Origin of the sequence: Herbiconiux aconitum (assembly GCF_024979235.1) — a bacterium.
Taxonomy (GTDB): Bacteria; Actinomycetota; Actinomycetes; order Actinomycetales; family Microbacteriaceae; genus Herbiconiux; species Herbiconiux aconitum.
In genome coordinates this window covers 499,006-511,625 of the sequence record NZ_JANLCM010000002.1, presented here as the reverse complement: position 1 = coordinate 511,625, position 12,620 = coordinate 499,006, and the positions used below count along the sequence as shown (strand labels likewise).

Below are 12,620 nucleotides of genomic sequence, written 5' to 3'. Positions count from 1 at the left end.
ACTGGGGCGCCCGATAGCCTGGATGCGTGACTTCGACCACGCCTGCCGCTGCCGCCTCCCCCGACGATCTCGCCCTCGCATTGCGGCTGGCCGACCTCTCGGATGCCATCTCCCGGGAACGTTTTCGCGCCACCGACCTCACGGTCGTGACAAAGCCCGACCGCACACCGGTGACGGACGCTGATCGGGCCGTCGAGCAGGCCATCCGCGATGCGCTGTCGACCGAGCGACCCGACGACTCGATCTTCGGGGAGGAGTTCGGCAGCGCCGGCGAATCGTCGCGGCAGTGGATTCTCGATCCGATCGACGGCACCGCCAACTTCATGCGCGGCGTCCCCGTCTGGGCGACCCTCATCTCTCTGGCCGTCGACGGCGTGCCCGTGGTGGGCGTGGTCAGCTCCCCCGCTCTCGGCCGCCGCTGGTGGGGTGCCACCGGGCTCGGTGCTTTCACGACGGATGCGCTGGACGACCGCACCGGATCGCCCCGCCCCATCCACGTCTCCGGCATCGCAGCGCTCGCCGACGCCTCACTCAGCTACAACAGCTTCAAGGGCTGGGACGAGGAGGGTCGCCTCGACGAGCTGACGGCGCTCGCGCGCGCGGTCTGGCGCACCCGCGCCTACGGCGAGATGTGGTCGTACATGATGGTGGCCGAGGGCCAACTCGAGATCGCCGCCGAGTTCGACCTGAAGCCCTACGACATGGCGGCTCTCGTCCCGATCGTGCAGGAGGCCGGCGGACGTTTCAGCTCCGCCGACGGCGAGGACGGACCGTGGGGCGGCAGCGCTCTGGCGACCAACGGACTGCTCCACAGCGAAGCACTCGCGCTGATCGCCGGTCAACAGGGTTGAATGGAGCATGGCGACTTCTCCCTCCGGCAAGCTCACTCTCAGCGTCGCAGCGATTCTCGCCCTCGGCCTGACCCTCTCGGGGTGCTCTGAGTTGTTCCCGAGCGCTGCACCGGCTGCCACGGACTCGCAGTCCGGTGAGGAGATCGAGCAGACCGACACCGACGTCTTCACGCTCTCGGTGGGCCAGTGTCTGAACGACACCGACGGAACTGAGGTGAGCGAGGTGCCTCTCGTCGATTGCGCCGATGAGCACGACTTCGAGGTCTACGGCGAACTCGAACTCGCCGGCGACGAATTCCCGGGTGATGACGCGATCGACGAGCAGTCCGACGCCCAGTGTCTCGAGCTCTTCCAGCCGTTCGTCGGCATCTCCTACGACGATTCCGTCTACGGGTACACCTACTTCACGCCCACTGAGAAATCGTGGACCGATGGTGACGACCGCCTCGTCTCCTGTCTCATCGGCGACCCCGAGGCCAAGGTCGTGGGCTCCCTCGCTGGGGTGGCCGAGTAGCCACCCCAGCGGGGCTTCAGAACGTCGCCGCGAAGCTGCCCATCACGCGTTCGATGGCCGGGAGATCGGCGTCGCTCGCGATGGCGACCGTGACCACGAGCACGAAGCTCTGATCTTCGGGATACGCGACCACGATGACGAAGTCGCTCTGCCCGCCGCATTGCGAGAAGTACTGGTATTGACCTTCGTAGACCCCGTCGGAGTAGACGTCGGCATCCGTCGCCGTGCACTGGCCGGTGAGGCCCGCGTAGGAGTCGAAGACGGCCTGCGGAGTGAGGTCGTCGGCCATCTCGGCGGCCGACACGGTGACCCCCGAGGTTCCCCACGATTCCGAGAACTGCTGCAGGTTGGTGCTCGCCCGCACGTCGATGAACTGATGCCCGCCGATCCCTTCGAAGGCGGCTCCGTCGACGTCTGTCCAGTCGGCCGGCACCTCGACGCTCAGCACGCCCGAGTCGTCGGTGATCGTGACGTAGTCGCGGTCGTCGGTTCCGCCGCCCGACTGGGCACCGATGCCGGGCACGGTCACCGCCGCCAGCTCCTTGCCGTTGAACTGGCCGCGGTAGAGCGCGTCTTCTGAGGGGCGATACACATCGACGTCGATCGTTCCGTCGACGCCTTGCGTCTTGATGACGTCGCAGTATTCTTCGAGCGAACCCTCGGCCGCCAGCGTCGTGCCCGACATACGCATCAGGATGTCGCCCGGCAGCACGCCCGCCGCATCCGCCGGCGAACCGGCCTTGACCGAGCTGACCCAGACGCCGAGTGCTGTTCCTTCGTCATCCACCGGCAACGCCTGCGCATTCACGCCGAGGCTCAACACGTCTTCTCCGGCGATGAGCTTCTTCACGACTTTCTGCGCCTCGTCGCGATGGATGGCGAAGTTCGAGTCGAGTTCGGCGACGCTGGCGTAGTTCACCCCGACGACCTGGCCGGTGGCGTTCACCAGCGGCCCGCCGGAGTTACCGGGCCGGATCTTCGCGTCGTGCTCGATGATGTGATCGATCGACGCCCAGGCCGACTGCCCGGCCGTGTCGTTCTTCGACACGATGCCTTTGGTGAGCGTGAAGTCGGGGTCGCCGAGGGGGAACCCAGCGGCGTAGACCTCTTCACCCGTGGTGATCTCGCCCTTCTGCCAGCCGAGGAACGGAAAGCCCGTTCCGTCGACCTTGATGACCGCGAGATCGAGGCACTCCGACGAGCCGAGGATCTCGGCGCTGAACTCCTCATCGCCCCCACCCACGTACACCTTCGTGGTGCCGGCGCCGGCCACGACGTGGTTGTTCGTGAGCGCCAGACCGTCGGCCGAGATGAAGAAGCCCGAGCCGAGCCCGGCCTCCTCGGCCGTCTGGCCGTCGTCGGGATTCGCGAACGTTCCCTCTGACTCGATCTGGATGGTCGCGGACTGTACGCCGTCGAAGCCCGCGGCACCTCCCCCACCTCCGGCACAGCCCGCGAGCGTGCCGGTCGCGAGAAGGACGGAGGCGGCGACTGCCGCACGGATGGGATTCGATCGGCTCATGATCTCTCTTTCGATGGTCGATAGTGAGCGCTGCTCAGCTATCCATCATCTTACAGAGAAACGAGCTTTTGTCAGCCCTGCTTGGTCAGCGTGCCGATCATGGTTCCGGTGTCGTCGAGCACGACCGCGGTGCGGCCGTCGAGGGTGAGGCCGACGGCCTTCGAGAGCCAGGTGTCGACGCCTTCGCAGTACATCATCGTCGAGGCCAATCCGGAGAGCACGACCGAGCTCCCCTCACCGGCGCTCCAGGAGCCCATCAGGTTGTTGCACCCGTCTTTGCCGGTGACCTTGCCGTCGGTGAAGGTGAGGAACACGTCGACGCCGTCCGGCGCATCCGCCGTCCACGTTCCGATGACGCCGCCGGCACCCGGAACCATTCCGTCAGGTGCCCTCACGAGGGTGACCAAGGCCTCTTCCTCGGCGTCGGCGAGAACGAGCGAATCGCCGTCGATGAAGGCGACGGCGGCGCTGCTCAGCATCGCGGGCAGTGCCGCTCCATCACACGCGATCAAGGTGCTCGGGCCTGCCGAGACGGTGAGTGATCCGTCGGCGGCCACCGCCCACTCGCCTTGCACACCGTTGCAGCCGTCTGACCCCGTCCACGTGCCGTCGTCGGCGAAGTCGAGGAAGGGCGTGTTCGGCGAGCCGTAGCTCTCGCTCGTCACCCAGGCGCCCACGAGATCGGCCTCGGTCGCCGGGTCGGCCTCTCCGGCACCGTTGGTCGAGGCGGGGCTCGACGCGGGTGACGAGGCGCCCGAGGCGCACGCGCCGAGCGACATCACGGCGGCAAGACCGAGGGCCGCCAGGCCCAGCGTCGTGACTGCGTGGAGCTTCATTCCCATCACTCCCGTTCACGGTGCGCGCCGGTCGGAGGACCGGATCTGGCTCCACCGTAACAACGGCAGATAACGCGGAGGACACGGTCTGCCGGGAATCAGCTGACCTTCAGAGATCGGCCAACGGCACGCCCGGATCGGCGAGGGCGGCGCGATCGACGACGGTGCCGCGGCGGATGAGATCCTGCACCGCTTCGTTGACGTTCCAGACGTTCACGTTCATGCCGGCGACCACCTTGCCGTCGGCCAGCCAGAAGGCGATGAACTCGCGCGCATCCGTGTCGCCACGGAACACGACCTCGGCACCACGAGCGAGCAGCCCGAAGCCGGAGTACTCCATGCCGAGGTCGAATTGATCGGTGTAGAAGTAGGGGATGTCGTCGTAGACCGAGTCCTGCTCGAGCATGGAGCGGGCCGCCGCCGCTCCACCGTTCAGCGCGTTCGCCCAGTGCTCGGTGCGCAGGCGCAGACCGACGAGCGGATGCCAGGCGTCGGCGATGTCGCCCGCCGCCCAGATGTGCGGATCGCTCGAGCGCAGGTGCTCGTCGACCGCGACGCCTGTGGTGAGTTCGAGTCCGGCCGACTCCGCCAGCTCGAGGTTCGGAGCCGCACCGATGCCCACCACCACGAGGTCGGCTGAGAGCACGGTGCCGTCGGCGAGTTCGACGCCGATGACGGTTCCGCCCGTTCCGAGGAGTCGGGCGACCGAAACGTGGCCCAGCAGCTCGACGCCGTTGTCGCTGTGGAGCCGAGCGAACACGCGACCGACCTCGTCGCCGAGCACCGAAGCGAGCGGCATTGCCCCCCGCATCAGCACCGTGACGTCGTTTCCGAGGGTGCGCGCCGTCGCCGCGACCTCCAGGCCGATCCAGCCGGCACCGACCGACACCACGCTGCGGCCGCCCCCGGCCAGCTCCGCGCGCAGCACCTCTGCGTCGTCGAGCGTGCGCAGCAGATGCACGCCCTGCAGATCGAGACCCTCGAGCGGCGGACGGCGCGGATGCGACCCCGTCGCGAGCAGCAGCTTCTCGTAATGGAGCTCGCGGCCGTCATCGAGCGCCACGAGACGGTCGATCGGGTCGACGCTCAGAGCACGCACACCGCGGCGCAATTCCACCTCGTGCTCGCCGTACCACTCGGGCTTCTCGACGAACACGGAATCCCGTTCGGCAGCACCGCTCAAGAACTCTTTCGACAGCGGAGGGCGGATGTACGGATGATGCTCCTCGAGACCCACGAGCACGATCCGCCCGTCGAAGCCCTCCTCCCGGAGCGTCTTGGCGGCGCTGGCACCCGCGAGGGCGGCGCCGACGATCACGAAGCTCTGCGGGGCATCCGTCATGCTGCATCCTTTCGGAGACGACCACCCCAGCGTACGCTCCGCGATATGGACGCGCAGAGCACCCGGGCACTCGTGGGCATCTCGGGCTGGCGCTACCCGGGATGGCGCGGCGACTTCTACCCGAAAGGGCTCGCGCAGCGCCGCGAGCTCGAATACGCGGCCGAGCGTCTGGACTCCGTGGAGATCAACGGTTCGTTCTATTCGCTGCAGCGGCCGGAGAGCTACCGGCGTTGGCGCTCGGAGGTGCCGGCGACTTCGTGTTCGCGGTGAAGGGCGGTCGGTTCATCACCCACATGAAACGGTTGCGCGAGGTCGAGACTCCCTTGGCCAACTTCTTTGCGTCAGGGGTGCTCGCGCTGGGGCCCACGCTCGGACCGCTCCTCTGGCAGTTGCCCGAGCGCCTGCCGTTCGACCCGGAGGTGTTGGAGCACTTCCTCACGCTGCTTCCTCGCACGACCGGTGCCGCCCGTGAACTCGCCCGGCGGCACGACGAGCGGCTCGACGGCCGCGACTGGCTGGAGATCGAGACGGATGCGCCCCTCCGGCACTGTCTGGAGGTGCGGCACCCGAGTTACACCGATCCCGACTTTGCCTCGCTTCTCGCAGCCCACGACGTCGGGTCGGTCATCGCCGACACGGCCGGTCGCTGGCCCGTGATCGACGCCGTCAACGCCGACTTCGTCTACGTGCGTCTGCACGGCGCCGAGGAACTCTACGCGAGCGGCTACGACGACTCGTCGCTCGACGGATGGGCCGCACGCACGAAGGGTTGGCTCGACGGCAGCGGCGCAACCGACCATCGCCCTCGCGACGTCTACCTGTACTTCGACAACGACGCCCGTGGTCACGCGCCGTTCGACGCGATGCGCCTGCGGGAGCGATTGGGTTGACCGCAGCGACGTCGGGGTGGTGGCCGTAGGCTGGCAGGGATGCGACTCCTTCTGATCAGACACGGCCAGACCATCGACAACGTGCGCGGCGCCCTCGGCACCGTGGTGCCCGGCCCCGGTCTCACCGACCTCGGGCGCGAGCAGGCGGCCGCGGTTCCGGCCGCTCTCGCCGACGAGGAGATCGAGGCGGTCTTCGTCTCCACGATGCTCCGCACCGAGGAGACTGCTGCTCCGCTCGCGCGGGCGCTGGGGCTCCGCCCGGTCGTGCTCGAGGGCATCCAGGAGATCGACGCCGGCACCCTCGAGGGCCGCTCCGACGAGGAGGCGATCCGCAGCTACATGGGCACGATCTTCACCTGGTGGACCGACTTCAGCGCCCGCATCCCCGGAGGCGAGAACGGAACCGAGTTCTACGAGCGGTACGACGGCGCGATCTCCGCGCTCAGCGAGCAGTATGAGGGCACGATCGCGGTCGTGAGCCATGGCGCCGCCATCCGCACCTGGGCGTCCTGGTCGTCGTCGAACCTCGACGCGGATTTCAGCCGCGCGCATCCGCTCGAGAACACCGGTGTCGTGACGCTCGAGGGCTCGGCTGCGGAGGGCTGGATCACCACGCACTGGCAAGGCACCCCGCTCGGGGGTCTGGCGCTCGAAGACGTGTCGGCGCCCGACCCCACCGGCGAAGCCCTGGGCTGAAACGCCGACGGTGCGGGCCGGTTCGTCGAAGAACGAACCTGCCCGCACCGCGCGGTGGTGCCTGCGATCGCAGGATGGTTACGACGTCGTTCGCCGCCGCCTCATGACCACGATGGTGACCGCCCCGAGCAGCAGCAAGCCGAGGGCGAGGCCGATCGGTGCGCCGAGGGCGTTACCCGTGTTGGCGAGTGCCCCGGCGTTCTGCGACGCCCCGCTCGCATCCGACGGATCGGATGCACCCGCGGAACCGGAGGGGTCCGTGGGAGCGGACGGGCTCGTCGGGTCGGCAGGATCGGCCGGGTCGCCCGGGTTCGTCGGGTCGGCCGGCACGGTCGGGTCGGCCGCGACGGTCACCGAGTACCGTGCCGAGTTCTCGTTGCCGGCGCCGTCGGTGGCCGCATACACGAGGGTGTAGCCTCCCGGCAGCTCGGGGGTGAAGGCACCCGCCGCACCGGTCGTCGACCCCAGCTCGTCGCCCGACGGTCCGAGAACCGTGATCGACGTCTCCGCGACCACGCCGGAGTCGTCCACCGACTCGAGGGCGGGGAACGAGGACTCGACACCCGCCGTCCCGGCGCCCACCGGCGCGGAGACCGCGCGCACCGCGGGCAGGACGAAGTCCGTGCTCGGCTGCGCCTGGTGGGCGATGCGGGCCATCTCGACGTCGGTGAGGGCGGTCGAGTAGGCACGCGCCACGCTCAGCTCACCGTCGAACGGGTTGACGATCGTTCCCGTGCCGTCGGTCGAGCCGCCGGCCACCATGTAGTAGTCGTACTGCGGAGCCGCCATGATCGCGAGAAGGTCTGCCGAGACATCCGACCCTCCGACCTTCTTGCCGTCGAACCACACGTCCATGTTGGCGCCGTCCAAGCGCAGGGCGGCGTGGTAGGGCTGTCCGTAGGTGATCACCTGGCGAACCAGCTCGTATTCGGCGCCCTGGATGACCGCGATGTCGGTCAACGTGCCGCGGGTCGCACTCAACGGAGTGATCCGCATGACGTTGGACACCAGCGCGGGGTTGCCGTAGGTGAAGACGTCTCCGGGGCCGTTCGCGACGAACGCCGCGCTCGTGGTGTACCCGTCGACGAGCTTCAGCTTGTCGGCGGCACTGACCAGCACCTGGGCCGGCTGTCCGGTCGCAGGGGCCTTTCCGGTCGCATCCAGCAGCGCGTACGGCACCGGGTTCGTCGAGACGTCCTTGACGGTGTCGAAGTCGATGTCCAGCATGTCGGCTGCGGGCATCGCGGCACCGTGGTCCTCGAAGGTCGACGTCTCGTGCGTGCTCTCGCCCGTGGTGGTGAACGTGGTCGTCAGCGGCGCACCGGCCTTCGACCAGGCGTTGATCGGGGTGATCTGCACCGTGTACTCCGTGCCGGGCTTGAGATCCCAGACCTCGTGTCCGACGCTGTCAGGCAGCGGCATGACGTAGTACTGCGACCAGCGGTAGAACGAGACCGCGGTCTCCCGCGTCTCGGGGTCGATCACCTCGACGAGGTACTTCTGTACGATGTCGTGCACGTCGTTCGGCGCGGCCTCGGCCTGCGTCCAGTCGACCTGCGCGGTGTTCTCCTTGACGTTCGTCACGGTGATCGCGTCGCTCGCATCCCAGACCGGGCCTGCCGTGTGGTTCGCACGGGCGTCTCCCAGCGGGAAGCGCTCCTCGTAGCTCTTGGAGGTGTCGAGCGACTCGGCGACGTCCCACTCCCAGACCGTCGGCTCCCACATGTCGGCCTGGAGGTCGTAGTTCGTGATGGTCACCTTGCTGCCGTCGACCTCCACGATCGCGGTCTCGCGGTTGTTGCCCGCGTCATCCGGCGTCGAGTCGGAGACGTCGTTCGAGACCGAGCTGACGACGCCGGTCTCCATCTCGTAGTACGCGAGCGGCGGGGCGTTGACCGTGGTGAAACCGCCGCCGGCCTGGGTGCCCTGCCAGAGCGAGGTGGGGATGTGGTTCGGCGTGTGGATGTGGCCCGACCAGACCACAGCCTGCGGGTAGCTCTCGAAGAGCGAGTCGAAATTGTCGCCGCAGCCGGTGGCCAGTCCCGAGCCGTACCACTCGTTCGAGACGTAGTGCGTGCAGCGGAGCGGGGCGTGCACCAGCACGAACACGGGCTTCTCGGGAGCCGCGGCCGTGTCGGCCGCGAGGCGGGTGTTGAGCCACGTGGACGCGTAGCCGTAGGAACCGCTGGCCGCAGTGGTGGGCATGCCGGAGGAGTCGGTGCCGGGCGCGGCATCCGCGTCTTCGGCGAACTCGCCCGAGCCGGGGCTCACCGTGATGACGTGGTAGCCGTTGACCGTGTAGTCGGCGTTCGGGCGCTGCCCGGTCGCGGTCTCGAAGAGCGCGTAGTCGCCGAGGTCGGCGCCGCTCGTCGTGTCGTGGTTGCCGAGCGAGACGTAGTGCTCGATGCCGTAGTGGTCCTCCGAGTCGATGACGTCTTTGAGCTGGGAGTACTCCTCTTCGGAGTTGCCGTTGGTGAGGTCACCGGGCCAGAGGGTCGTCTCGACGTCTTGGGTGGCCCAGAAGTCGTAGGCCTCCTTGAGCTCGTCCCAGTTGTCGTGGATGTCGCCGATGGCCGAGAACTTCCAGTCGTTCACGCCGTCGGCGGTCGAAGCGGGCAGAGCATCCGCCTTCTGCGCCGACTCGGGGGCTGACGCATCGCCGACCGCGACGGGATACTGGATCGTGCCGACATTGCCCGCGGCGTCGACGGCCTGGTAGACGAGGCTGTAGACGCCGTCGACGTTCGGCGTGAAGGCGAGGGTCGCGAGGTCGAGCGGGGCGGTGACGCCATCCGGTCCGGTCACCGAGATCGAGGTGGCGGGCGCCGCATCGAGGTCATCGCTGGCCTCGGCCTGTGGAGCGACGTACTCGACGTTCAGCTCAGCCTTGCCGGCGGGGGTGGTCACCGCGTTCACGATCGGAGCGACCGTGTCCACGACGTCGACCTGGTCGGCGCTCGGAGCCGGCGTGCTCGCCGTCTCGTGGGTGGCGTCGTCCGGGCCGGGAGCGGCGGCGAACGCCGGACCGGCGACCACGACCGCTGTCGTCACGAGACCCGCAGCGATCGTCGCCGCGAGACCGCGGCGGAGCCACGGGTGTCGAGGATGGGGAGGTAAGGGGGGTGTGCGAAGAGGCATGAGACTCCGATGACGAGTGCCGATTGATACGGATGAAGACCACCGCCGCCAAGCGACGCGGAGGTGAACGGAAGCGGTCAGGAGGGCTCTCCCCGCCCGATTTCCGCCGAACTCGCGGGCCCACTGTGCGCACTGAGCGCAGGGGCCCGCCGATCAGGCTGCATTGACCAGTCGCTCGACGAACCAGTACAGACCGACGACCGCCACTCCCGCCGAGACGGCGACTCCGACCCAGAAGCCGACCGGCGAGAAGCGTCGCCGAAGCAGCACCATGATCGGGAACACGATCGCGATGATGCTGAGCTGCACCACCTCGATGCCGACGTTGAAGACGAGCAGGGCGCCGAGAAGGCCCCAACTGAAGGGCTCGTCGATGCCGAGCGCGCCCGCGAAACCGACACCGTGGATGAGGCCGAAGAGGAACACCACGCCCACCCGCAGCCAATCCGCGCCGCGCATGGGCGCGCGCGGCGGCACCATCGCCGTCTCCACGATCACCGTCGGCCGTCGACGCCAGACGCCGTACAGGTACCAGATCGCGACGAACGCGATGGAGGCCGCGATGAGCGGCTCCACGATGATCGCGGGAACCGACACGACGCCGAGCGCGGCGAGGATGAAGGTCAGCGAGTGTGCCACGGTGAACGCCGAGGCAGCGAGCACGATGTCGCGCAGACGTCGCGAGCCGACGATGAGCGCCAGCAGGAACAGGATGTGGTCGAGTCCGGTCAGCAGGTGTTCGGCGCCGAGAAGGAAGAACTCCCACATCCGCGATCCCCAGTCCTGCACGGTGGTCACGGTCGGGCTCGTGTCGGTGTCGAGGTTCGCGACGCCCGAGCCCGACCGGGTGTCGTAGCTGAGCACCGTGGTCGTCTTGCCGCCCGGGCCGGTGCTCGGGAACAGCTGGGTGGAGATCCGGTACGCGGGGGCCGCGGCGCCGACGGACGCCCGGCAGTCGTAGTCGAGCACGAAGTGGGCGTGCGGCACGTTCTCGATCAGCACGATCGAGAGGGGTTCGACGAGGTCGCTCGCACAGGGCTCAGGCTCTTCACCCGCGCCCGGAGCGACCGCGATGTCGAAACGGGGCTGCACGTAACCGAGCACGGTGTCGGAGTACTCGTCGAGAACCTTCGGGGTGAGCTTCGTGGGATCCTGCCCGCTCGCCTGCACGTCGTCGTAGGCGGCTTCGGTGAAGTCCGAATCGCCCATCGCCGCGCCGCCGTCGACGGCGAGCAGCACGTATTCGATGTCGAGCACGGCATGCACGAGCCCCGGCTGCGGTTCGGTGACCTCGGCGTACACCGTCGCGGAGTAGGTGTGCGCGACGGCGGGCGCGGCCGGTAGCAGCGCGAGGAGTGCGGCGAACACGGCGAGGAGGAGTGGTGCGATTCGACGATGGGGCATGCCGCTCAGTGCAGCCGGTTCTCGTGACCTGGAGGTAAACGTCACGCGACCAGATCGCTCGCCGCCGACACGAGATCGTTGGCCGCGATGGCCCACGGTACGCAGTGGGCCACGAGGGCGCCGAACAGGATCGCTGCTCCCGCGGCCATCCCCGGCCCCGAGCGTCGTCCGCGCTCGGCGTGGTCTGCTGTCCCGGCCGCCTGCGCCTCGAAGGCGATCGTGTTCGGAAGGTAGCGATCCACGCCGAATTCGACGACACGCCCATCTTTCGCGAACACCTCGCGTCGCACCTGCAGCAAGGGGCTCGACCGGCGCACCCCGAGCAGGCGAGCTTCCTCGCTCGACGCGGCCACGGCTTCGATCCGGTGGTTGCCGAAGACCACCGCCACCCCCGCCTCTGCGAGAGCCTGGGTCGACGACACTCCGTCATCGGGGAAGGTCTCGAGCAGCGGCGCGACCCACGGCGCCCAACTCGAACGCTCGAGCATCACGATGCGGTCGTCGAGCGTGCGAATCCGGCTCCAGCGCAGCACCGGTTCGCCGATCGGGATGCGCAGAAGTTGCGCCTCACGCTCGGTCGCCGGCCCACTTTCCCGGCTCACCATGCGCGCGCCGGCCAGCATGCCCCGCCCCTCCGCCCACTGCGTGAAGGAGCGCAGCCGGTCGAACCCTTGCACCTGGTGCGGCGCACGCAGGAACCACCCGATGTTGCGGCGCGCGGTGACGAGTCCGCGCTGCTCCAGCCAGCGCAGGGCGCTGCGCACGATCGTGCGCGTCACCCCGTATTCGACCGCGAACGCCTGCTCGCTCGGCAACGAATTCCCGTGGGCGAATTCGCCCGCGGCTATCCGTTCGCGCAACGCTTCAGCGAGTTCCCGATACCGCTGCACCTCAGACACGAACCCGATGATGTCGTAGCCGGATGAACAGGAGGTTGCCGCCTGAAGACGTGGCAGGCACAGAAGGTGGCAATCCCAACGAACGTGCACCAGTGACCGGTGGTGGAGATGGGGGGAATTGAACCCCCGTCCATCGCTGTGATTCTGCGCCTTCTACGGGCGTAGCCTGTTGAGGCGTTCTGCTCGGCTCCGACCTTTGCTACAGGCATCTAGGTCGACGAGCCCAGTCTTAGTGCAAGTCCCGCGTGGCCCTAAGGCATAACCACGCAGCAATCTCTCTAGATAATGCCGGAACCCGGGTAGAGAGCATTCCCGGACCGACAGTTGCTATTTAGCTAGGAAGGAAGTCCTACGCCGCAAGGGCGAAGGAGGCCTTCTTGGCCGCAACAGTGCTGTTTGAATTGGCACTTATAGTTTGCGGAGGGCGTTAACGAGATAACCCCGCATCCTCGACCCGCTTCTCGCAGTTTCGCAGGCGATGTCGAAACCGATCATCCCCCTGGTGGGTCACTGGTGCACGCTGTTGAG

9 protein-coding genes, 1 other RNA gene and 1 pseudogene are annotated in these 12,620 nt (G+C 68.0%); 4 read left to right on the top strand and 7 right to left on the bottom strand.

The window, feature by feature from the left end; all coding sequences use genetic code 11:
• Positions 1-26: 26 nt before the first annotated feature.
• Both hisN and N1027_RS13905 read left to right on the top strand, forming a co-directional pair.
• On the top strand, positions 27-851 hold the full coding sequence (gene hisN / locus N1027_RS13910; RefSeq protein ID WP_259508732.1) for a histidinol-phosphatase: 825 nt from the start codon (positions 27-29) through the stop codon (positions 849-851).
• Between the two features lie 7 nt (positions 852-858).
• Positions 859-1,365, top strand: coding sequence for a septum formation family protein (locus tag N1027_RS13905; protein ID WP_259508731.1), 507 nt, complete (start codon positions 859-861; stop codon positions 1,363-1,365).
• 16 nt (positions 1,366-1,381) lie between these two features.
• Here N1027_RS13905 and N1027_RS13900 read toward each other — a convergent pair whose 3' ends face one another.
• From N1027_RS13900 to N1027_RS13890, 3 genes are all read right to left on the bottom strand, one after another.
• Positions 1,382-2,887 (bottom strand): S1C family serine protease, encoded by a 1,506-nt coding sequence (locus N1027_RS13900; protein ID WP_259508730.1) that lies wholly within the window; start codon positions 2,885-2,887, stop codon positions 1,382-1,384.
• Between the two features lie 71 nt (positions 2,888-2,958).
• Complete coding sequence (locus tag N1027_RS13895) at positions 2,959-3,723, bottom strand: META domain-containing protein (RefSeq protein ID WP_259508729.1); 765 nt, start codon at positions 3,721-3,723, stop codon at positions 2,959-2,961.
• A gap of 109 nt (positions 3,724-3,832) precedes the next feature.
• Entirely contained in the window at positions 3,833-5,065 is a 1,233-nt protein-coding gene (locus N1027_RS13890) for an NAD(P)/FAD-dependent oxidoreductase (RefSeq protein ID WP_259508728.1), read from the bottom strand.
• A gap of 45 nt (positions 5,066-5,110) precedes the next feature.
• On the opposite strand from N1027_RS13890, the pseudogene N1027_RS13885 reads away from it, so the two are divergent.
• Positions 5,111-5,955, top strand: a pseudogene (locus N1027_RS13885) (DUF72 domain-containing protein).
• A 39-nt stretch (positions 5,956-5,994) separates the two neighbouring features.
• Complete coding sequence (locus N1027_RS13880) at positions 5,995-6,651, top strand: histidine phosphatase family protein (protein WP_259508727.1); 657 nt, start codon at positions 5,995-5,997, stop codon at positions 6,649-6,651.
• 78 nt (positions 6,652-6,729) lie between these two features.
• On the opposite strand, the gene N1027_RS13875 is transcribed toward N1027_RS13880, so the two are convergent.
• The 4 genes from N1027_RS13875 to ssrA all read right to left on the bottom strand — a co-directional run bounded on the left by N1027_RS13875 (position 6,730) and on the right by ssrA (position 12,591).
• A complete protein-coding gene (locus N1027_RS13875; RefSeq protein WP_259508726.1) occupies positions 6,730-9,789 on the bottom strand; it encodes a fibronectin type III domain-containing protein in 3,060 nt (1,019 codons plus the stop codon).
• 153 nt (positions 9,790-9,942) lie between these two features.
• The gene (locus N1027_RS13870; protein ID WP_259508725.1) at positions 9,943-11,193 is read right to left on the bottom strand and encodes a HupE/UreJ family protein; all 1,251 of its coding nucleotides are present in this window, start codon (positions 11,191-11,193) and stop codon (positions 9,943-9,945) included.
• Between the two features lie 41 nt (positions 11,194-11,234).
• The gene (locus N1027_RS13865; protein WP_259508724.1) at positions 11,235-12,092 is read right to left on the bottom strand and encodes a GntR family transcriptional regulator; all 858 of its coding nucleotides are present in this window, start codon (positions 12,090-12,092) and stop codon (positions 11,235-11,237) included.
• A 100-nt stretch (positions 12,093-12,192) separates the two neighbouring features.
• Positions 12,193-12,591, bottom strand: a transfer-messenger RNA (tmRNA) gene (ssrA, locus tag N1027_RS13860).
• Positions 12,592-12,620 lie beyond the last annotated feature (29 nt).